The organism is Paenibacillus lacisediminis (assembly GCF_046567315.2).
Window position 1 is genome coordinate 228,175 of sequence record NZ_JBKIAX020000006.1, and the last position, 21,349, is coordinate 249,523.

General features: G+C 51.9%; 18 protein-coding genes. 7 read left to right on the plus strand and 11 right to left on the minus strand.

The annotated features are described in order from the left end of the window. Positions 1-135: 135 nt before the first annotated feature. Entirely contained in the window at positions 136-348 is a 213-nt protein-coding gene (locus ACLD72_RS14030) for a hypothetical protein (protein WP_458475819.1), read from the plus strand. Between the two features lie 142 nt (positions 349-490). Here the strand turns inward: ACLD72_RS14030 and ACLD72_RS14035 are convergent, their stop codons facing one another. Together ACLD72_RS14035 and ACLD72_RS14040 are read right to left on the minus strand one after the other, a co-directional pair. After that, a complete protein-coding gene (locus ACLD72_RS14035) occupies positions 491-1,582 on the minus strand; it encodes a sensor histidine kinase (protein WP_410995515.1) in 1,092 nt (363 codons plus the stop codon). Beyond that, positions 1,575-2,276, minus strand: a complete 702-nt coding sequence (locus ACLD72_RS14040; RefSeq protein ID WP_410995514.1) for a response regulator transcription factor — start codon at positions 2,274-2,276, stop codon at positions 1,575-1,577. Before ACLD72_RS14040 ends, ACLD72_RS14035 begins: the two co-directional genes overlap by 8 nt. Positions 2,277-2,587: 311 nt before the next feature. On the opposite strand from ACLD72_RS14040, the gene ACLD72_RS14045 reads away from it, so the two are divergent. The 3 genes from ACLD72_RS14045 (at position 2,588) to ACLD72_RS14055 (ending at position 6,112) form a co-directional block, all read left to right on the plus strand. Beyond that, entirely contained in the window at positions 2,588-3,244 is a 657-nt protein-coding gene (locus ACLD72_RS14045) for a hypothetical protein (RefSeq protein WP_410995513.1), read from the plus strand. A gap of 1,003 nt (positions 3,245-4,247) precedes the next feature. After that, entirely contained in the window at positions 4,248-5,444 is a 1,197-nt protein-coding gene (locus tag ACLD72_RS14050) for a hypothetical protein (protein WP_410995510.1), read from the plus strand. After that, positions 5,444-6,112 carry a hypothetical protein gene (locus ACLD72_RS14055; RefSeq protein WP_458475820.1) on the plus strand — a complete coding sequence of 223 codons (669 nt, stop codon included), beginning with the start codon at positions 5,444-5,446 and terminating at the stop codon, positions 6,110-6,112. The genes ACLD72_RS14050 and ACLD72_RS14055 overlap by 1 nt, the downstream gene beginning before the upstream one ends. A 105-nt stretch (positions 6,113-6,217) precedes the next feature. On the opposite strand, the gene pgmB is transcribed toward ACLD72_RS14055, so the two are convergent. The 8 genes from pgmB to ACLD72_RS14095 all read right to left on the minus strand — a co-directional run bounded on the left by pgmB (position 6,218) and on the right by ACLD72_RS14095 (position 16,796). After that, a complete protein-coding gene (gene pgmB / locus ACLD72_RS14060; RefSeq protein WP_410995679.1) occupies positions 6,218-6,892 on the minus strand; it encodes a beta-phosphoglucomutase in 675 nt (224 codons plus the stop codon). Between the two features lie 368 nt (positions 6,893-7,260). Further along, entirely contained in the window at positions 7,261-9,468 is a 2,208-nt protein-coding gene (locus ACLD72_RS14065; protein ID WP_410995508.1) for an alpha-L-rhamnosidase-related protein, read from the minus strand. Positions 9,469-9,489: 21 nt separating this feature from the next. Beyond that, complete coding sequence (locus ACLD72_RS14070; RefSeq protein WP_410995507.1) at positions 9,490-10,329, minus strand: carbohydrate ABC transporter permease; 840 nt, start codon at positions 10,327-10,329, stop codon at positions 9,490-9,492. Between the two features lie 15 nt (positions 10,330-10,344). After that, positions 10,345-11,241 (minus strand): carbohydrate ABC transporter permease, encoded by an 897-nt coding sequence (locus tag ACLD72_RS14075; protein WP_251596726.1) that lies wholly within the window; start codon positions 11,239-11,241, stop codon positions 10,345-10,347. A gap of 71 nt (positions 11,242-11,312) precedes the next feature. Next, a complete protein-coding gene (locus ACLD72_RS14080; RefSeq protein WP_410995506.1) occupies positions 11,313-12,611 on the minus strand; it encodes an ABC transporter substrate-binding protein in 1,299 nt (432 codons plus the stop codon). 294 nt (positions 12,612-12,905) lie between these two features. Next, complete coding sequence (locus ACLD72_RS14085) at positions 12,906-15,257, minus strand: glycoside hydrolase family 65 protein (protein WP_410995678.1); 2,352 nt, start codon at positions 15,255-15,257, stop codon at positions 12,906-12,908. 144 nt (positions 15,258-15,401) lie between these two features. Then, positions 15,402-16,412 (minus strand): LacI family DNA-binding transcriptional regulator, encoded by a 1,011-nt coding sequence (locus ACLD72_RS14090; RefSeq protein WP_410995505.1) that lies wholly within the window; start codon positions 16,410-16,412, stop codon positions 15,402-15,404. Positions 16,413-16,670: 258 nt separating this feature from the next. Then, complete coding sequence (locus ACLD72_RS14095) at positions 16,671-16,796, minus strand: hypothetical protein (RefSeq protein ID WP_458475821.1); 126 nt, start codon at positions 16,794-16,796, stop codon at positions 16,671-16,673. 251 nt (positions 16,797-17,047) lie between these two features. On the opposite strand from ACLD72_RS14095, the gene ACLD72_RS14100 reads away from it, so the two are divergent. The 3 genes from ACLD72_RS14100 to ACLD72_RS14110 all read left to right on the plus strand — a co-directional run bounded on the left by ACLD72_RS14100 (position 17,048) and on the right by ACLD72_RS14110 (position 19,881). Next, the gene (locus ACLD72_RS14100) at positions 17,048-17,623 is read left to right on the plus strand and encodes a DUF421 domain-containing protein (protein ID WP_251596734.1); all 576 of its coding nucleotides are present in this window, start codon (positions 17,048-17,050) and stop codon (positions 17,621-17,623) included. A gap of 97 nt (positions 17,624-17,720) precedes the next feature. After that, positions 17,721-18,200, plus strand: coding sequence for a DsrE/DsrF/DrsH-like family protein (locus ACLD72_RS14105; protein WP_251596736.1), 480 nt, complete (start codon positions 17,721-17,723; stop codon positions 18,198-18,200). Between the two features lie 133 nt (positions 18,201-18,333). Next, a complete protein-coding gene (locus tag ACLD72_RS14110) occupies positions 18,334-19,881 on the plus strand; it encodes an aminotransferase class V-fold PLP-dependent enzyme (RefSeq protein WP_410995502.1) in 1,548 nt (515 codons plus the stop codon). Positions 19,882-19,983: 102 nt separating this feature from the next. On the opposite strand, the gene ACLD72_RS14115 is transcribed toward ACLD72_RS14110, so the two are convergent. Then, on the minus strand, positions 19,984-20,883 hold the full coding sequence (locus ACLD72_RS14115; RefSeq protein ID WP_410995500.1) for a DMT family transporter: 900 nt from the start codon (positions 20,881-20,883) through the stop codon (positions 19,984-19,986). Positions 20,884-21,349 lie beyond the last annotated feature (466 nt).

A 21,349-nucleotide genomic window follows, 5' to 3' on the forward strand; every position in this document is an offset into this window, starting at 1 on the left:
TTATCATAACACCCCCTCGATATCACGAGAAATACTAAATCATGTCCGTAAATTACGGTCAAATTAATACGCCCCCCGCTCCTCTAAACCGTTCGTTATTTAAGTAGGACATACTGGGCGGAAACGATCGGCGAAGTGGTCTGCATTCCGCCCGGGGCCGACGGGCGCGTCAATCCGGAGCATCTGGAGCGGGTGGGGAGCGAACGCATGCTGCGCCGCGTGCGGGAGCTGACGGAGGTGCTGCTGCGGGAGCATGACTCGGGAACGAACGAATGGCGGCATATTTTCGAGCGGCGGCCGGCATTGGGGGAGGTGGTTCGAATTTGCTTGAAAAATAGCCGGATTTAAGCGAAATAAGCGCTGTGGCAACCGTTACAATTTGAAATCAACGTTTTTGGAACAAATAAAGCTTGTGCCAACCGTTAGAATATTGGTGTGGCTAGAAAATGTATCTTGTCAGATTTAATGCAACGCTAGTGCTCTCATTAAGTCATAATTTCGGCAAGCGCACTTCAAACTGCGTGCGGATGACATCGCTTTGCGCTGAAATGGAGCCCTCATGCTGTTCAATGATATTTTTGGCGATGAATAGGCCGAGGCCGGTGCTGCCTTCCTGATGCGTCCGCGCCCGGTCGCCGGTGAAAAACATGTCAAACAGATGCGGCAGCTCGTTCGGCGGAATGGAATCCCCGTAATTGATGACACGGATGACCGCGTTCCTTTCTTCCATCCGGCCGTGGATATCGATGTACCCGCCGTCTTTGCCGTAACGGACGGCGTTGGACAGCAGATTCTCGAACACGCGGGCCAGCAGGTCCCCGTCGCCGGAGATCGTCAGTTGCGGGGCGAGGTCGAGGCGGACGGTCAGCTCGTTTTTTTCGAATAGGGGGTACAGTTCTTCAGCCAGTTGGGTCAGCAGTTCGCCGAGGTCAATCGGCCCCCGGGTTAGCTTCAGCTTGCCGTAGTTCATTCGCGTGATCTCGAACAACTCGTCGATCAGCTTCTCCAGCCGCTGCGATTTGGTATAGGCGATGGAGGTGTAATGCTTCATCTGTTCAGCGGTCAAATCCTTGCCCTGTAGAATGAAGTCCAGGTACCCGATTACGGAGGTCAGCGGCGTTCGCAAATCATGGGCCAGGTTGAGCACCAGCTGCTCTTTGCTGGTTTCGGCGAAATCGCCCCGTTCCACCGCCTGCTGCAGCTTTTCGCTGGCCAGGTTGATGTCCCGCGCGATATCCCCGAGTTCATCGCCCGACGGAACATGGACCCGGTAGCTGAAATCGCCCCCGGCCAGCTGGTTGATTCCCCGGGAAATTTCCCGGAAATAAGCGACGTAACGACGGGTTAGCAGATAGAAGTAGAAAAATGAGATCGGAAAAAAAATGATCAGGAACACGTTAATATCGCCGATATCTCTGATCGTTTCGCGGATTCCGAACATCGGATTTTCTCGAAACAACGTATGGTAATACTGCTGCAGCGCCAAGTAAATTAGAAAAGTAGTGCCGGCAGACAAGATCATACTCAGCCCGAACAACTTGATCATCTGGAAGCGAAAACTGCGGAATTTGGTTTTAGCCATTGAACGTATAACCTACTCCCCACACGGTTTTAATCAGCTTGTTTTTGTGCTGGTCTTCCCCCAGCTTCTTGCGCAAGGTTCGGATATGCACCATCACCGTATTTCCGCCCTCGTAATAAGCCTCGCCCCACACCTGCCGGAAAATATGCTCCGAACTGAACACCTTTTTCGGATGGCTGGCCAGCATATATAAAATATCGAATTCCTTGGGCGTCAGCTCGACCCGTTCGCCGTACAGGAATACGGTCCGCTCCTCGGGATGGATGACGATCCCGCCGGCCTCCAGCACAGGGGTCCCCGCCTGCGTACCCGCCGACGGGTTGAGCTCCATGAAGCGGCGCAGCTGCGCGTTCACCCGGGCCACCAGCTCCATCGGGTTGAACGGTTTGGTCATGTAATCGTCGGCGCCGCGAACCAGCCCGGTAATTTTATCGAGGTCGCTGGCCTTGGCGCTCAGAAAAATAATCGGCAGATGATGCCGCTCGCGAATTTGCCGCGTCGCTTCGTACCCGTCGAGCCCCGGCATCATGATGTCCAGAATCGCCAAATCGACCGGCTGCGTCCGCACGGCGTCAACCGCCTGCTGCCCGTCGGGAACTTTGATGCAGCGGTAGCCCTCTCTAGCCAGATGCAGCTCAATCAGATCGGCGATTTCCGCCTCGTCATCCGCAATCAATATCGTGATTGGTTTCATCGTTAGGCCCTCTCCTTTTCATGGACAGCATAACCGAGATCGGCCTACGATTTCAAATGTTCGTTCTTATATTCCAGAAACGTTTACGGCTGTGTTGGAGGCTGCGGGCTTCCAGGACCGAACGAATCCAAACTTTATTCTGTTCACGCTGCAGGCAAGCTGTGGGTGGAACTGTATGCTGCCTTACACGATTCACCTTCATCGTCCAAGCTCAATTGGATAAATAGGCTTGATGTACTGTTATATTGACCATCGCTCAAAAGATGGTTATATTTATAATATATTCCCAAAATTTATCAGAGGTGGTTAGTTTGAATGATACAACCACGATTCTCGGAGCGCTGGAGCAATTTTCAAAACAGAATGGGTTAAATATTAGTCAACTATCCAAGCAGACCGGATTGAATACGGGCACGATGAGTGCTATTTTAAACAGTCAGAGAGTGCTTTCCGTGCATCAACTGGACCGGATTACTACGGTGATGAATCTCCCCGATGGGCATTTTTATGAGCAGTACATCCAGGAGTACTTGAATGAAGTGGCGCCGAATTGGCGCAGAATCAAACCTTTTTTTTACCGGTGCGCAGAGTTGGACAAGCTGGATTGCATTAAGCAAATCGTAAATCTATTGCTGGATAACCCTTTATATTCATCTCCCCTGTTTGAGGTAGCAGAAGATTTAATTGCGCAAGGAAAGCGGATGGCAGCAGCAATTCTTTACGAAAGCGTAGCTCTAAGCGAAAAAAGTCAGCATTCAGAGCGGTTAGCTTATTGCCAGTACAAGTTGTTCCTAACTAGACTTGGCCCCGACCAGGAACAAAACAACCAGGCAGCGATCCAGTTTGAGCCTTTCGCGGAGCGGCTTGATGAAATCGACCAACTCCAATCTGGAAATAGCGGTGGCGTTGGAAAATCAAAGCGATTCAGTCGCGGGAGCTGTACGGCGGCCCCGGCAGAAGACGAGTGAATTAATCCGAAAGCTTAATGAAGTGATGGCTACCTATCCGTCAGAAAATCAATCTAAGTGGGCGAAACGGATCGGCGTTTCACCGTCGAGAGTTGGCCAACTACTTCGTGCTATGAAAGAAGCTGGGAGTCAACAAACGGCCAACCTGGGAATTGCGGTGGCGTTAGAAAATCGAAACGATCCAGACGCAGGAACTGTACGGCGGCCCCGGCAGAAGACGAGTGAATTAATCCGAAAGCTTAATGAAGTGATGGCTACCTATCCGTCAGAAAATCAATCCCAGTGGGCGGAAAGGGTCGGCGTTTCGCCGTCGAGAGTCAGTCAACTACTTCGTGCTACGAAATCAGTAGAGAGCTAATAGAAAATGTATGTTTGAATACGAACGTATGCTATGTAACCGGCTGGAATGGAAGCGAATATTCATCAACGGAAGGGCGTTCCTAAATGGGGAACGCCCTTCTTCAAGTTTCTCTGGAAATGGAATAAAAAAATCGAATTATAACTAATTTTTGCTTTTCATTGGAAAAATTTAGTTGTATACTAGATGTGTAAATACTTATATTACCATATTTTCCGAAAGAAGATGATATATGAATAAATTTTGAATAAATCTATTTAGGATTTGTTTTTTCTAAGTTTTTGTAATAGTCGATCTAAAATGAAACCAACAAGATACCAGAAAGCTAATGTGGTGAGATAAACTACCGTTATTGGAATATCTGCTTTTCGTACAAAAAGAGAGGATTCGTATAACCAGACCAACGGACTAAATATGGCCAATAGTATGTTGTAGTCATCATTTCCCGAAATATTCACAACAATAACGAAAAATGAAATTAAAACTAACCAAAATCGAAATGATTTCATTAAAAAACGAATGGGCTTCATTATTTATACCTCCAATTTACATTTGTCCTAATATCTAACTGACTACACAGATATTATACACTTATATCTTGGACTGTGTGAGTAATATCAAATAAAAGTGAAAGAAGGTTGAGTCATGAAGTTAAACAAGACAGTTGTAACAACTGTTACTTCTATCCTTTTTATATCAACCATCGTTCCTGCTGCGCTAGCTTTAAATGACCCCTCAAAAGAAGCAACAAGTTTTGTTAAACCTACTATTTCAGATATTCAAGATTTAGATCACATTGAAAAATTAAAATCACTAAGTAATGGTCAATCCCTCAATTCATTGACGATTGAAAATTCAGAAGCAGTGTTAGACAAACAAAATGAATATCTCAATTCATTAAATGCGAATGAGTTATTTGAAACCCTTGGTGAACTTACTATTTATGACGAGAACAATTTTGAAAGATATGCGCAGTCTATTTTACCCTACTTATATAAAGCGTGGGGCGGAACTGTTCCTGCTGAAATTTCAGATGTAGTGGCAGAAAGAGAGTACGATCCCAAATTAAGAGCATTGACCATAGATATTCTGGCTAATGGCAATGGAATAGATGAAGGTAGTTTTGATAAAATTAAAACTGTTATAGAAGATAAAAGTGAAGATGAAAATCTTCGGAGATACGCTTTATTACAATTACAGCCACAACAAGACGCTAAATTGAGTGCTGCTTCAAATTCTATTAATTTGAAAGCGATTTATGATGATTTAAGTGAACCTGATGGAGTAAGAGCTGCTTCAATTACAGCTATGCGTAGATTGAACGATCCTAATTTTGAAGTAGTGTTAACTTCTTTAAGTCAAAGTGAAAATATGAATGATCCGTTATTACGTAATTTTGTTACAAGTGCTGCCAAGGTTGGAGAGCTACACAATTATATAGAAGTAGTCAGTAAAATTCTTAATGAGACTGAGGATGAACAAGTTTTTGAAAGCACAATATACGCACTTGGTATTGATGGTAGTGAAGATGCCGTAAATTTACTTGTAGAACATCAAGGGAAATTTAAGGGCAATGCAGAGGAAGTTGGTAAATATTCTTTGCTGCAAAACTTGGGTATTATCTCCTCCATGTTAAAGAGTCAAAATGATACCCAAATAATAACGGCTTTAAAAGCAGCAGAAATTATCAATTATGGTGAAGTATACTCAGAAATAAAACAAATCCATGATAACTCTAAAAATTCGGAAGTTATCCAAGCAGCAGAGCATGCTTTGAACAATATTGTACCTGAAGATCTTGTTGATGAATTTAATAGTGGGAAATGGGGAGGGGAAAAATGATGTACAATTTACCGATTCTTAACAAAAAATTAGTTGTAGTAATCCTTTTTCCGCTATTAATTTTAATTGGTGCTACTACAACCCATGCTGCTAATGAAGGAGATGCTGGATATAGAGAGGGCGGTTGGCTAACCTTTGGGAGTGAGCACGGAGGGATATATTCCGGCAGTGGTGTCTATGAAATTAAGGGTTATTGGGGTGACGGGGTTGTGCATAGTACCTTTGATAGCTTTAAAGATTCACAGTATTTTTATGGCTGGTATACTAATCCTAATATAACAGCATCTAAAAGAGGCCAGATTATATCTACTGTTGCGGCAATGAGTGCTGATCCGGATATCACGTACACTGCTCAAGCACAGCTTATGTACGATGATTCTGGTTCATCCGGATATGTCAATGTTTCCGAGATTACAGATATACGTTGTGATGGTGTTATAGAATACGCCTATGAATGGAATGATCTTTATGTTTGGGGACATTCTGATAACGGAAAAAGTTCAGGAACTCCAACCGATTTTGATATATCAAGTAAAGCAAATGTAAAGTACCATGCTAACTTAGGATATGACGAACCTTGGATAGAGGTTAGTCCAAGAGTGCAGCGTGGAAATGCCCCTGTAAGCAATCCTACTAAATGGACACAGCTAAGACCGAGAACCTCGTAAAATATAATCTGTTGCTTCGCTGTAGAGTTTAATACGGTGTTTGTAAAGGAAGGGGCGGGCCGAAGTGATGATACTTCGGTCCGCCCTACGCTTGGTTCGAACTGTTTAACTTTTTAAGTCCAACGTTTTCCGTAAAAAGGCCACATTCAGCTGTGCGGTATCCGGCAGGACAACATCCGCCCCCGACGCGGTGAGCGCGGCTTCCTCGCCGATGCCCACTGCGGTCATGCCCGCTGCCTTGATCGCTTCGATCCCGGCCTGGGCGTCCTCGACACCGATGCACGCCTCCGGCCCGACGCCGATTTCCTCGGCTCCGCGCAGGAATAGATCCGGGGCGGGTTTCCCCCGCTTGACCGAATCCGGCGGTACCACGTAACTGAATAATTCCGTGAGCTCCAAAGCGCGGAGAATCTGCGGCGCGTTTTTGCTGGCCGACGCGATGACCGCCGGAATCCCCTCGCGCTGCATTTCCAGCAGCAGCTCACGTATGCTCGGATACGTATCCTCCGGTTTCAAGCGCTCCAGCAGCGAAACGTAATGCTCGTTTTTCCGCCGTGCCATGTCCTCTTTTTCCTCTGGCGTATAAGCATCCGCCTTCCCGCCGTGAACAAGAATCCGGTCCAGCGATTCCATCCGGCTGATGCCTTTAAGCTGCTCGTTAAACGCCCGGTCGATGGCGATGCCCAGTTCTTCGGCAAGCCGCTTCCAGGCGATGAAATGATATTCGGCGGTGTCGGTGATCACCCCGTCCAAGTCAAAAATGACTGCCTTCAGCTCCATATTATCCAAAACACTCCTATCTGCTTTTTTCGATTGTACCCCACGTTGGATAAAATCCAATAGATTAGCAGATATAGACCGCCATTTTGAGCTCTCATTGGAAAATATCCAATAGATTTCGCTCAAATTGCCCATTTCGTGTCTGCCGAATCTCATCTATTGGAAAATATCCAATCAGGCTGCTGCATTTGCCAGCAGATTTCCAATTCTATTGGATATATCCAATCAGAACATTGGGCCAGGCGGGCGTATCTCCGCAACTTCCCTGCAACTTCCCACAAATTCCTTCTACTTCCTTCTACTTCCTTCTACCTCCTTCTACTTCCTTCTACTTCCCTCTACTTCCTTCTACTTCCCACAACTTCCTTCTACTTCCCGCCAACTTCCCACTCGATCCAGGGCTCGTCGCTTTCCAGGCGCTTCCCGTTCAGTTCCAGCACCACACGCCATCTTTCATCATTGCGCACGGTGACCACACGGCCCTGCCCGCTCGTTCCGGGCTTAACAACGATGTCAAACCGGGCGCCGGCGATGTTCAGCCCGCTGAGCTTGCATTCGCGGTCTTGCCACGCGGCCGGCAGCTGCGGGTTCAAGCGCAGCACACGCCGGTGCGCCTGGGGCCGGACGCCGAAAAAGCCGCGAACCACCGGCACCGCCAGCGCGTAAAGGGTCCAGGCCTGCACCACACAGCCGTAGTCCGGGGACATCTCGGAAAAAGAGCCGGGAAGCGCCACGGAAAACGTGCGCAGCATCCGGCGCAGCAGGTCCAGCGCTTCGTCCGGGTGCCCGTTTTCCGCTTCGGCCACGGCGTGAACGCCGGTCGAAATCGTCATCGTCCCCTGCTGGAGGATGCCGGACAGATAGGTGCCATACTCGCCGACAAAAACGTCCGACCGCATCGTTTCCAGTGCTCTGGCGGCTTTGTCCGGATCGGCGATGCCCGCCTCCATCGGCGTGACGATGACCCAGTTTTTGTTGAGCAGCCAGGCAACGTCCCCCTCTTGATCGGCGGTATCCTCAAGGATCTGCTTCATGTACTCACCGTACCCGTCAACCCCGTGCTTCTCTGCCAAGGATACCATAGTCTCCCGCTTGGCCGCTACCATTTCACGGGGCGCTACGGCGTCGGCATACAAGCCTTCCGCTTCGCACCAGAAGACCCGATTGACAGCCTCAACCGCCCGCTCGGCCAGCTCACCGTATTTCGCCGACCGCTCGTGCTCGCCAAGGAATCCGCTCATGGCGGCCATCGCCCGCAGCGCTTGGGCGGTATAAACGGCGCTGTCGATCAGCTCCATATTCAGCCCGGCGATTTCGATAATCCCATAGCCGGAAGGGAACAAGTCACCGTCGGGGTCCATTTCTCCCAACAGCCAATCGATCCCTTTCACGCAATAGTCATAATGGCGGCGCAGCAGCGCTTCATCGCCGGTCCATTGAAACAGCTCCCAAACAAACGCGATGTAGTGCGCGGTCTCCTGGGTATTGCCCGGATTGGCCACCGCCCCCAGCGTTGTAATCTCATGCACGACCCGCCCGTTGCCGTTTGTTTCCTCGGACTTTTGCAGCAGCAAATCCAGCGTATCCTTCGCCAGCCCGGGATCGCCGATGGCCAGCATGCCCTGCAGCGCATAGGTGCTGTCGCATCCAAACCACCAGGGATACGTCGGCCCCCCGGCAGTCAAGCCGCGGCCCAACCCGTCGACCGTCTGCACCAGCCACTGATTGTTCCACTTGGCCCAGGCAAAAGCTTCGTTTAATCCCGGTTCGCCCTCGATTTCCAGGCTGGCCCGCTCCGCGATCTCCCGGTACAACGCCTGCTTCTCCGCAAGCATCGCTTCATGCCGCTGCGAAATCAGCTCGTAGGTACGGTCGCACTCCTCCCGCGAGGTATACGAACCAGCCGCAAACAGCCGGAAATCGAACGTTTCCCCCGCCGGAAGCTCCACCTCCGCGGCAAATGAGATTCCGCAGCCGGCCCCCGCCGTAAATTCAGGCCCGTACAACTCCGGATCGGCTTTCACGGCATCGCCGGGCAAGTCGGTCCCTACCCGCACGAACCACGGATGATCCTGATCCTTGACCAGCACCTGGCGGCCAGCAATCTCCACCGGCAAATCCCGGTCCCCGTCCACGACCCCGGCCTGCTCCGAAAACCAAACCGGACGAAGGTCCGTCCGCACGAGCAGCTCCAACCGCAAACGTACGGGTTGTCCAGCATTAGCGTGAACACGGTAATTGGCGGCAAAGCCTTTTTCCCGCTCCGGCGCGAATTGGGAACGCTCGATGGAAACCGGAATATGGCCCAGCCAGTGATCGTATTCAAAACGGCCGCCCCAAGGCTCACTCACAAAAGCGTCGGCTCTTGCCCAGACGGAAATGCCCCGGTCCAGGTCCGTGACCTTCAGCCAAAAACCGTCCAGCAGCTTGATCGGATGCAGCCACACGCCCCCCATCTCACCCGCGAGATGATGGCCGAAATCGGGAAAATACCCGTCCTGCGAGCCGCAAATTTTGACGTATTCGCCGCCGTGATAATAAAGATTAAGTGGGTGTCTGCTCGTTAATCGGCTCATGAACTTCCTCCTTGATATAAATCAGCCTTTAATCGCCGAAGAGATGGAGATGCCTTCGATGAAGTATTTTTGCGCGACAAAAAAGACGATCAGCGCCGGCAGCATAATCAGGATCGTAGCCGCCATCAGCATGTTCCATTCGACATTGTAGAGCCCCTTGAACATCGAGAGGCCCAGCGCCAGGGTGTATTTTTCCGTGGAATTCAAATAAATCAAAGGACCTTGGAAATCGTTCCAAACGCCCATGAAGGTAAAAATGGCTACGGCAATCAGCGGCGCCATGGACAACGGCAAAATGATGCGCAAGAAGATCTGCATCCGGTTTGCCCCGTCCACAAACGCCGATTCGTCGAGATCGCGGGGGATAGCCCGCATAAATTGGCGGATCAGAAAGATATTAAACGCCCCGCCCCCGAAAAAGGACGGCACGATCAGCGGCAAAAACGTATCGACCCAGCCCGCTTCCTTGAACATGATAAACATCGGGATCAGCGTCACCTGGGAAGGCAGCATCATCGTCGCCAGCAAAACGAGAAACAGCGTTTTTTTCCCTTTAAAGCGGAATCTGGCGAAGCCGTAGGCGCATAAAGCCGCCGAAAACACGGTTCCGATCAGCACCGGAAGCAAAATAATCAGCGTGTTGAGCAAAAAGGTGAAAAATGGGATGGCCCGCACGGCGTCGGCATAATTGCTCCACAGCCAGGTCGTCGGGAAGAAGTTGTCCTTGAACACCTCGGCCGGTGTTTTCAAAGACGTAAAAAAGGTCCACAGCAGCGGAACAATTACCACCGCCGCCCCGGCAATCAGTATCAACTGGCTTATGATCCCGGATATGCTTATTTTTTTGAGATTGCGTTCCATTCGCTTGCGCCTCCTTTAATCCTTTTCGTCGTCGCCCTGATAGTACACCCACATGGAAGAGCTGCGGATGACGAGGAGCGTGAAGACGAGAATGATAACGAACAAAATCCAAGACAGCGCGGAAGCGTAACCCATTTCATAATCCTGAAACGCTTTGTTGTACAAATACAAGTTGTAGAACAGCGTCGAGTTGAGCGGCCCGCCGTTTGTCATGACAAAGGCCTGGGTGAAATACTGGAATCCGCCGATAATCCCCATGATCAAATTAAAAAAGATCGTCGGCGAGATCATCGGCAGCGTAATGCTGGAAAAACGGCGCAAACGGCCCGCCCCGTCCAGTTCGGCCGCTTCATACAGCTCTTCCGGGACCCCTTGCAGCCCGGACAAATAGATGATGATCGTGTTGCCGATCCCCCAAATGCCCATGACAATCAACGCACCCAGCGCGTAGGAAGGGTCCTGCAGCCAAGCCGGGCCCTGGATGCCGAACAAGGCCAAAGCCCGGTTCAGAATCCCGTATTCCGGGTTAAAGATCATCACCCACATCATCGAAACGGCGACCGCCGGAATGACCGAAGGCATAAAGTAAATCAGCCTGAACAGCTTCATGCCCCGGCTTCTCATGTTCAGCAGCATCGCCGCGAGCAGGGAGAGAATTTGGTAAAGCGGCACGGAAACAAGCGCAAACACAAAGGTCACTTTTAAAGACTGGTAAAACAGATCGTCCTGAAAAATCGCCCGGAAATTGTCCAACCCGACCCACTCGATCGATTTGACCCCGGTGATGATGTCCCATTTGCTGAAAGCCAGCAGCAAGGAGAACAGCATCGGACCGATGGTGAACAGCAGCAGTCCAAGCAACCAGGGAAGAATAAACAAATACCCGGCGCGCTCCGATTTTGAATTACGCATGGAAAAACCTCCTTGATGAGACGGGGTAAAGCGAAGAGCGCTGCACGCCCCCCGCTTCACCCGCCGGTCGCTTACTTGATTTTGCCGTCCACATTTTTGGCGGCTTCATCGAGCGCCCCTTTGACATCCTGTTTGCCCAGCAGGATTTTCTCCAGCGCCTTGGTGAACTCCTCGACGAATACCGGGCCGTTGGCGGAACGCATCGTGACCGGCTTTTTCGCGTAGTTCATCATTTCGATCACCGGTTTGTCGGCCACCTCCGTCTCTTTCACCTGATCCAGTTCAGTGACGGTGGCGGGCAGCACCTTGCTGTTCTCCGCGCGCAGCTTCTGGGCATCGGTGCCGGACAGCCATTTTGCCAGCTCGTAGGCTTCCTGTTTGTGCTTGCCTGCGGCGTTGACGGCCCAGCCGGCGCTGGCGATGATACTTGTTCTGGTTCCGTCTTCCCCTTTGGGAATCAAGGCCGATCCGTACTGTACGTCCGATTTGTCCAGATCCCCTTTGATCCAGCGTCCGGTCACCATCATCGCCAGCTTGTCGGTCATGAACATGGAGGAGTCTCCGCCCATCGTTTCCGTATCCTGCGGCGTCGGGGAGACGCGGTCCGCCCCTTTGGACAAGGCCACATATTTTTCAAGGGCGGCTACGGTTTTGTCGCCATTCATGTAACCTTCCGCTTGGGTGCCGTCCTCGTTGGCGATGTCCGTTCCGTGATCCCACAGATAGGTGTAAATCGGATATTCCCATTTCGTGGCGTTGAAGCCGAATTGCGTATATTTCCCGCCGTCTTTTTGGGTCAGTTTCTGCGCGGCGGCGATCAGGTCATCCCAGGTCCAGTCGTCCGTCGGATACGGGAGCTTCGCTTCATCGAACATCCGCTTGTTGTACCACAAGGCCAGCGGATTGAAATCTTTCGGCAAATAATACTGCTTGCCGTTGATCTTCATGTTGTCGATCAGATCCTTCTGGAAGATGTCCAGGGAGAAGGAGCTGTCGTTCTTCAAATAATCGTCGAGCGGTTCGATGACGCCTTTATCGACATATTTGAAATAATCGCCTTCGCCGATCAGGAACACATCAGGGGCCTGCCCGGCGGCCAGCGAAGTGGTCAGCTTCGTGCCGTAACCGTCGCTCGGAATCGGTTCAAATTTGACCTGGATATCCGGATGCGCCGCGTTGAATTCATCCGCCAGCTTCTGCTCGTTGGCACCGGCGTTCACGTCCCCCCAGACGGAGAAGGTCAGGGTTACTTTCTCTTTCCCGCCTTCCGCGTTTCCGCCGCCGGAAGCGCCTTTGCCGCCTCCGCACCCGGAAAGCACCATCGCTGCAACCATAACCAAAATAACTGCTACCGACCATTTTTTGCTCATTTCTAATGACCTCCCTTAAGAAATTCAATTTCGATATAACGATCACAAGCTACGTTAAGGTTGATCCGGCTGATCCGGCTGGCTGATCCGACTGCATGGAGCTAACGGACCTGAATGCTCTTATTTGCCTGAAAAAGCACAATTTTCATTTCTAGCGGACAGGAGAGCCGCTATTTGCTCGAAAAAAGCCGGATACATGCACATTAACGCCAAATAAGGTCTGTGGTGTCCGTTACAGCTCGAAAACTGTTGATTTTGCCAAAATAACGGCGCTGTGGTCCGTTAGGAGCTTGATTAGGATTGCTTGATCGACTCGTAATCGTAATGCAGCTCACCGTTGAACTGTACGCGTTGTCCGTGTATGATCAGCGAAACTTCCGCGTTGGCGTCCTCCGCTTGAATATGGAGGCGCTGGCGGTCCAGCGTAAACCGCAGGCGTTCACCCCGCCAATACAGCGGGAAGGAAAGCTGCTCCCACGCCTCCGGCAATTTCGGGTTCACATGAAGCTCTCCGCCGAGCATCCGCACGCCGGCAAAGCCCATGACCACGGACTCCCAAATTCCGCCCAGCGAGGCGGAGTGAATGCCCGCGTCGGACGAATGCATATAAGATCCGAGATCGATTTCGGTGGCCCGCTGGAACAGCCGGTAAGCCAGGCTGCGATCCCCGAGATCGTTGGCCAGGATGCAGTGCGTCGACAAGGACAACGAGGAATCGTGTAGCGTTTTTTCTTCGTAGTAATCGTAGTTGGCTTTTTTCACTTCCGGGGAAAACCGGTTCTCCAGCAGGAAAAACAGCATCATGATGTCCGCCTGTTTGGATACCTGCATTTCTCCCACTTGATCGAGATTATAATCGTCGAAAATGCCGCCGACCTTCTCTTGTTGTTTGTATGGGGTAAGGTCGATGATCTTTTTCTGCAAATACGTATCATCCTGCGGGATGATCCCCGCTTCGTTTGGTTTAGGCAAATAAATACGCTGCGCTTTAGCCGCCCAATCGGACACGGCCTGCTCCAAGCCAAGCTTCGCGTTCAACTCGGCAAACAGCTCCTTGTCTTCTTCCAATAGCACGTTGTAATATTCCATGGCCAGCTCCAGATTAAAGTGGGCCATATAGTTCGTGAACGCGTTGTTGTCGACATGCTCTTTGTATTCGTCAGGCCCGACAACCTCGTTGATTTCGTAGCGGCCCAGGTCCTCGTTCCATTCCAGCCGGCTGGCCCAGAATTTGGCCGTATCGAAGATGATCTCGTACCCGCAGCGGCGCATATACTCCCGGTCTCCGGTCGCCTGGTAATAATGCCAAACGGCGTAGGCAATATCGGAGGTAATATGCTGCTCGATAAACCCGGACCAGATTTTGGTCTGCTCGCCGGTGACCACGTCCACCGCTCCCCATACGGGAGTCACTTCGCCGTCGCTCGGCCAAGCCGCTTCCCAGGGATACATCGCTCCCGCAAAGCCGTTGTCGCGCGCTTTGGCCCGCGCCCCTTCCAGCCCCAGGTAACGGTATTCCAGCAGAGAGCGGGCAACCTCCGGATTCGAATAAATATAGAATGGCAAAATAAAAATTTCCGTATCCCAAAAGGAATGGCCTTTGTAGCCTTCCCCGCTTAAACCTTTGGCGCCGATTCCCATGCGATGGTCATGCGCAGGCGTCATGGCGACCAGATGGTAAACCGCGAAGCGGACGGCCAGTTGGTCGAAGTCATGGGCCGATTGAATCGACAGGTCGTACCGGTTCCAGACATCGGCCCAGGCTTCCTGATGCCGGCGGAACAAATCGTCGTACCCGGCGCGGTGCATATCCTTCAGTTCGTTCAACGCCGTTTGGCGCAGCGTATCCAGCGTCGTACCCCCGGAAAACTCGCGATCGCGGCTGGTGTAAACGGAAGCCAGCTTTTCAAACACGACCGCGTCCCCTTCCGCCAGATCCAGCGAGTAAGTGACGGCCACTTTGCGGCGGTCGATATCCATTTTGGGGACGATATCGGCCTGGCTGCCGTTGAGCTTCAGACGATGGGCCGCTCCGAGCACGAAATCAACTTTCGACTCTGTCGTCGTTTGAATGAGCTCCAGATACGTTTTGTCGTAAATCCGCTTCTCACCCTCATGAAAATGCTGGCTGCCGCTGTTGCCGACCTGGCCGTCGATGCCCGAGTTGATCGAGAGGCGCGCGCCTCCCTGAAGCAAGCGGATCTCCACCTGCATGCCGATCTGATGCAGATGGGCCAAAGAAACAAACCGCCGGAACGTGAAGGCGATTTTTTTGCCCCGGTGCTCCCATACGAAGCTGCGAACCAGCTCCGCATCCCGCAGATTGAGTCTGCGTTCATACTCGGTCACCGTTCCGAGCTGCAGCGACAAGCGCGTGCCGTCGATCCGGATGTCAAGCTTGGTCAGGTCGGCCGCATTCGGCAATTCGCTCACTTCAAACTCATCAAACTTGTTAAACGTACCGTTGACGAACAAATTTCTTTTTTCCCCGATGTAAGGTTCTTCCGTCGCCGAACGAAGCCCCATGTAGCCGTTTCCAAGCGACATTACGGCTTCGCATTTTCCGAGCGCCAACGGATCAAATTCAGCTTCGGAGAAAGTCCAGTTTCGTAACTCTTCCGTACTTGCCGGGTTGTAGTTAAGCATTGCAGTCATCTCACTCCATATCTCTTTCTTTTTTCTGAAAGCGCAATCGAAATCGTTTTCGAAATGATGGAAAAAATTCGAAAACGATTTCGATCTCAGCAAAATAAAAAAGGCATTACTTATTCGAAAACGTTTTCGACTCCATTATTGCACCTTTATCGTCTCTCTGTCAACAATTTCGAACGGAAGAATTTTATGATACCCTGCCGTTTGCTTTTCCAGCATGTTAACCACCTGTTCAAAAGCGGAATAACCGATTTTGGTAAAGTCCTGTTTGACGGTCGACAACCTGGGTGTCGTATAGCTGGACAATACGATATCGTCAAATCCCATAACCGATATCTGTTTCGGAATCGCTATGCCCAGTTCCCGGCAGCGGGTCATAAATCCGATCGCCATCAAATCGCTGACCGCGAAAACGGCGGTGATCCCAGGGTTGTCCCGAAGATAAGCTTCAGTGGCCTGATAGGCTTCTTCCTCGTTAAAATTCGCGTCGATCACGCGCTCGGGACGATACGGCACCCCCGCTTCCTCCAGGGCTTGGCGATACCCTTCCAGGCGCTCCACGCTAACTGCGGCAAATGGGTGCCCGTTGATCAGCCCGATCTCCCGGTGGCCTTGGCTGATCAGGTATTTCACCGCCTCCTTGGCGGCGCTGAGGTTGTCCGTGGACACGGAGCCCGAATGGGGACCGACAATATCCGCATCCACGATGACGCTCGGCAGCTCGCTATTCACCAATTCCTCGAAATAAGGGTCGCTTGTGCGCAGGCCGGAAATAACCACCCCGGCGATTTTATTTTCCTGGCAAAACTGCCAGTAGGATTTGTCCTGCTGCTCGGACAAGCTCCGCGTATAGATGACGACTTCATACTGGTAATGCTGGGCGGCAGTGTAGACCCCGCTCATAATCTGGAACATTACGCCGTCTTTGCCGTTGGCCTGCTCAAAGTTGGAGATGATCAGCGCGATTGTTTTCGTCACTTTGTGCTTCAGATTTTTGGCCAGCATATTCGGGAAATAGTTCAATTCCTGCGCGGCTTTCATTACCTTTTGCCTTGTCGACTCACTGACGTCGGAATAGCCGTTTAACGTCTTGGATACCGCCGAAATCGACACGTTGGCCCGCTTGGCTACATCTTTGATTGATACCATCGTTTCACCACAACATTTCTTTTAAGAGGTAGTTCAAAAAGTCGTCTTTTGATCACGATGCAGATCATGAAGCGGATTCGACGTCGAATCTTGAATTCAGCCGGGCCTTCCGTTGCTCACGTACCCAAAACGTACGCTCCGCTACTCAGTCCCTGGCTTCATCCAACCTTCTCGGTGCTGAAAAGCCGACTTTTTGAACCCGCACTATAAGGTTCAAGTTCTATTGTATCGATTGCCGGCAAAATAGCAACCAAATGGTTAACCGCTTACCTCGATTTGTTTATGTTCGGTTTCGATCGAGTAGTCCTTTGCAGCCCCGTCTTTTTTTGCCGTAAATTCGGCTATCCCGTACACCTCGTATGTGCCCGGCTCGTCCTGGATCACATAGTGAGGCTCGTTTTGTTGCAGTAAAAATGTAAAAGCGGCCGCTCGCCAAATTTTCGCTCGTGCGGGACTTAAAACCGAGTGGTTCATTGGAAAAATCCAATGAAAGCTCAAAAAAGCGTTCGATCTCCAACAATCTGTTGGATTTTTCCAATGATAGACGGAGAGAATGGGGGTGTCTACTGCATAAATTCAAGCAAAAAAATCCAACTTAACCATGAATTCTTGGATTGGATAAGGAGGAACTATTAATGAATTGGTCTTGGGTATGGGAATCGTCGGTTCTCGTCCTGGCCGGGATCGTACTGCTGCGGATTGCCGGCAGAAAATCGATCGCGCAATCGACCGCTGCAACCACCGTAATCATCATTTCGATCGGGACTATGGTCGTCCAACCGGTCGCCTTTGATCCGCTGTGGAAAGCGCTGGCTTCGGCGGCGGTATTTATCTTCTGGCTGATTGTTGTCGAATACTTGCAGTTGAAATGGGACTGGTTCGAGGGCTTGCTCAGCGGCCGTTCCATCATCGTGATCGAAAACGGACAAGTGGTGCCGAACAACATGCGCAAGCTGCGCATAACCGTCGATCAGTTGGAGGTAAGGTTAAGACAGATAGGCGTCTCCAACATCGCTGATGTGAAAACGGCCACTCTGGAGCCAAACGGACAGATCGGATACGAGCTGATGGAGTATGCCCGCCCCGTCACCGTCGGCGATCTGGAGCGTATGCTTGGGCTCAAACCCGGCATGTCCCTGGACCAGTCCATCCTTTTTCAAGAAGTGCGCCAGAACCATCATCCCACACCCGTTAATCCTAAATTGCAATAAAAGAGTTTCCTCCGTATGGCCAATTCATGAATTCGGCATAACCGGCCGCCGCCAACTACATACTAGAGTTATCTTGCAGCGATGGAGGCTGGAAACGATGGAACAAAAAAGAATGAACCTGCTGATGTTCAGCGGGGAATACGACAAAGCGATGGCCGGACTCATCCTGGCCAATGCCGCGCGGGATATCGAGGTGGAGGTGACGATGTTTTTTGCCTTCTGGGGGCTGTTTCTCGTGCGCGATCCCGATAAAATGACCCTGGAGGACAAGACGCTGTACGAAAAACTGATGACCTGGATGACGCCCAAAGGTCCGGAAGAACTGCCTTTATCCAGAATGAATTTTAGCGGGCTTGGCAAGCGGATGCTGACGGAGATGATCGAAGACAACGAGGCGCCGAAGCTGATTCATTTTTTGAAGGGCGCACGGAAAAAGAACATCAAATTCTACGGCTGCAAGCTCTCGGTGGAGATTATGGGCCTCAAACCGGAGGAGTTCATTCCCGAACTGGAGATCATCGATGCTCAGACTTATCTGCGCGATGCGCTGGAATCCGATGTCCAGCTGTTTATTTAGAGACTTGAAGCAAGCCGGGAGACTTATCCAAATTATTACAATTTCCTGACAATTGTATCCTCCGCTTAACCCCTTTGGGCGAATGTACGTAACCTAAACCGATGTTAAAAGAAGGCTAAAGGGGAGACACGGCATGCTGCAGGCCAAAATCGGAAACGCCGCTTACGAATACGAAACCGGGTTGAGGAGCGGGCGGCGCGATATTGCGGAGGAAAATGAGTTCCATTGTTATCGGGAAAATACGATCGGTTATCGCCACAGCTTTATTTCCCCGTACGGAAGGCAACGGCTGCTTTACGCCGATTGGGCGGCCAGCGGCCGTCTGTACCGGCCGATCGAAGCCAAACTGGCCGAGGAGCTCGGCCCGTTCGCGGGAAATCCGCATACGCATTCCAATCTGACCGGCACGGCGATGACCACCGCTTACGAAGAAGCAAAGAGCATCATCAAACGCCATGTCAACGCCGGCCCGGACGATATGCTCCTGTTTGCCGGAACCGGAATGACCGGCGCGGTGAACAAGCTGCAGCGGCTGCTGGGACTGAAAATACCGCAGCGCTGGCAGGCGGCGGCCCGATCCATGATGGCCGAGCGGGAGCGCCCGGTCATTTTCGTGACGCATATGGAGCACCACTCCAACCATATTTCCTGGGCGGAAACGATCGGCGAAGTGGTCTGCATTCCCCCCGGAGCCGACGGTCGCGTCAACCCCGAGCATCTGGAGCGGCTGCTTCGCCAGTACCGTGAGCGTAAACTCAAGGTGGGGGCTTTTACCGCTTGCTCCAATGTGACGGGCTTTGAAACGCCCTATCACCAACTGTCGCGGATTATGCATGAGCACGGCGGAATCAGCGTGGTTGATTTCTCCGCCAGCGCTCCTTATGTACGCATCGATATGCACCCGCCGGAAGCCCCGGAGGATAAGCTCGATGCTGTTCTGTTTTCCCCCCACAAATTGCTTGGCGGTCCGGGAACGAACGGTGTGCTGATCATGGACGCGAAGCTGAGCGCCGATCCGGTCCCCGATCATCCCGGGGGCGGTACGGTCTCTTGGACCAATCCTTGGGGAGAGTACCAGTATTGGCCCAACCCCGAAACGCGGGAAGACGGCGGCACGCCGGGAGTGATGCAGGCGGTGCGCGCGGCGTTATGCCTGAAGCTGAAGGAGCGGATGGGGAGCGAACGCATGCTGCGCCGCGAGCGGGAGCTGACGGAGGTGCTGCTGCGGCAGCTCGAATCCGTTCCGGGCCTGCACGTTCTCGGCGGAACCGGCCGGAACCGGCTTGGGATCGTGTCCTTTGTCACGGAATCCGTTCACTACAACCTGATGGTGAAGCTGCTGAACGACCGCTTCGGCATCCAGGTCCGGGGCGGCTGCTCCTGCGCGGGAACGTACGGCCATTATTTGCTGGGCATCGACTGCGCTTCGTCCCGGCAGATCGCCCGCCTGATCGCGGCCGGCGATTTATCGCGGAAGCCCGGCTGGGTCCGCGTGTCCCTTCATCCGATGATGACCGACCGGGAAGCCGTATTCATCGGGACCGCGGTCCGGGCGGTTACGGAGAATATCAAGGAGTGGAAACAAGACTACATCTATGACTCGGGAACAAACGAATGGCGGCATATTCGCGAGCGGCGGCCGGCATTTGGGGAGGAATGGTTCGAAATTCCTTGGGAATAGGCATATTCCGCCGAAAAGTGCATAACGTATGGCGATGCCAATGATTCTGCGTAAAGGAGTGAGACGGATGGACTCCGGATACCCTACCTATCCGCCTTACGGTCAAGCCGCCTTTGACAAGCGGGCTGCTGGCGCCCCTTTTTTGTTGGCGAGGTAGACGCCGCCAAGGATAAACACCAGCCCGGCCACCAGACGCCAGCTAATCGGCTCATGGAGCAGCGTGAATCCCCAAATAATCGCGCTGGCCGGCACCAGATAGGTGACCGTTGTGGCGAATTGCGGGCTGCCTTTTTGCACCATGAAATAGAAAAGTATATAAGCAAAGCCGGAGCCGAATACGCCCAAGCCAATGACCGCGCCTAGGGTGGCGGGTGAAGCCAGCGGCGCCAGGGAGACGCCTTCGGTTGCCGCGGCCATGACGCCGCTGCCGAGCATGGCGCAGAGCAGCGTGCCGAACGTCACCTGATACATTGACAGCCCTTCCGAGAGCTTCTTGGACAAATGCGAGCCGATCGCGTAACATAGGGTAGCCGCCAGCATGCAGGCGAAGCCGAGCCCATCGACCGAGACGATCGAAGTGGGGCTTACGCCGAGCAGGACGATAATTCCGATAAAGGCGATGCCCATCCCCAACCATTGCCTCCGGCCCGCGGCGGCGCGAAAAAACAAAACCCCGACGGCCAGCGTCCACAGCGGCGTCGTGGCATTCAACACCGAAGCCATGCCGCTCGTCAGCCGCGTTTCGCTGAAGCCGATGAACGCCCAGGGAATCGCGGTGTTCACCAGCGCCATGACGGCCATCGGCAGCCAGGGAATGCTGCGGAAGCCAAACGGCTTGCGCAGGATCAGCATCACCGCGGAGATCGTCGCCAGCCCGAAGGCCGACCGCAGGAAGGCGATCGCCCATGGGCCGTAATCCGGCAGCAGAATTTTGATGAAGAAAAAAGAACCGCCCCAAATCAGACTTAATAGAATCAATGCAAAATAAAGTGGACGCGCCACTCCAATCCCTTCTTTCTTTTAGCGTTTGCGCTAAAGTTTGTGTCTATTAGTTGAACTACATACTCTAACGGTTGCCACAACCACTATTCGTGCCAAAAACGCTGATTTAAAATTGTAACGGTTGCCATGGCGCTTATTTCACTTAAACCCGGCTAATTTCGCTTAGATTCAGGCAAATAACGGCGATGACAACCGTTAGAATTTAGAAGAGGTCTATTTTCGTAAAATAACAGCTGTTTCAACCGTTAGATTTCCAGCGGGCGATAGTATCGGTTCGAAAACCTGAGCTTTAGCGAGAAATCCGGAAAGTATTAGGGCAACCAATGTCATGTGTAAGAGTTAATGCAATGTTAATGCTCCTCAGGCGGAAACATAAGGACCAAAAAAGGCGTTAATTCGGCGAGATCACCCACTTCGCGAGAAATAGAGGGAATTTATGGCGTTATTTTCCCGAACCGTAGGGAGA

Excerpts from the sequence above, each read along its gene's own strand:
- ACLD72_RS14035 (WP_410995515.1), bottom strand. The coding sequence starts at position 1,582 with ATGGCTAAAACCAAATTCCGCAGTTTTCGCTTCCAGATGATCAAGTTG.
- ACLD72_RS14040 (WP_410995514.1), bottom strand. The coding sequence starts at position 2,276 with ATGAAACCAATCACGATATTGATTGCGGATGACGAGGCGGAAATCGCC.
- ACLD72_RS14050 (WP_410995510.1), top strand. The coding sequence starts at position 4,248 with ATGAAGTTAAACAAGACAGTTGTAACAACTGTTACTTCTATCCTTTTT.
- ACLD72_RS14055 (WP_458475820.1), top strand. The coding sequence starts at position 5,444 with ATGTACAATTTACCGATTCTTAACAAAAAATTAGTTGTAGTAATCCTT.
- pgmB (WP_410995679.1), bottom strand. The coding sequence starts at position 6,892 with ATGGAGCTGAAGGCAGTCATTTTTGACTTGGACGGGGTGATCACCGAC.
- ACLD72_RS14065 (WP_410995508.1), bottom strand. The coding sequence starts at position 9,468 with ATGAGCCGATTAACGAGCAGACACCCACTTAATCTTTATTATCACGGC.
- ACLD72_RS14070 (WP_410995507.1), bottom strand. The coding sequence starts at position 10,329 with ATGGAACGCAATCTCAAAAAAATAAGCATATCCGGGATCATAAGCCAG.
- ACLD72_RS14075 (WP_251596726.1), bottom strand. The coding sequence starts at position 11,241 with ATGCGTAATTCAAAATCGGAGCGCGCCGGGTATTTGTTTATTCTTCCC.
- ACLD72_RS14080 (WP_410995506.1), bottom strand. The coding sequence starts at position 12,611 with ATGAGCAAAAAATGGTCGGTAGCAGTTATTTTGGTTATGGTTGCAGCG.
- ACLD72_RS14085 (WP_410995678.1), bottom strand. The coding sequence starts at position 15,257 with ATGCTTAACTACAACCCGGCAAGTACGGAAGAGTTACGAAACTGGACT.
- ACLD72_RS14090 (WP_410995505.1), bottom strand. The coding sequence starts at position 16,412 with ATGGTATCAATCAAAGATGTAGCCAAGCGGGCCAACGTGTCGATTTCG.
- ACLD72_RS14100 (WP_251596734.1), top strand. The coding sequence starts at position 17,048 with ATGAATTGGTCTTGGGTATGGGAATCGTCGGTTCTCGTCCTGGCCGGG.
- ACLD72_RS14105 (WP_251596736.1), top strand. The coding sequence starts at position 17,721 with ATGGAACAAAAAAGAATGAACCTGCTGATGTTCAGCGGGGAATACGAC.
- ACLD72_RS14110 (WP_410995502.1), top strand. The coding sequence starts at position 18,334 with ATGCTGCAGGCCAAAATCGGAAACGCCGCTTACGAATACGAAACCGGG.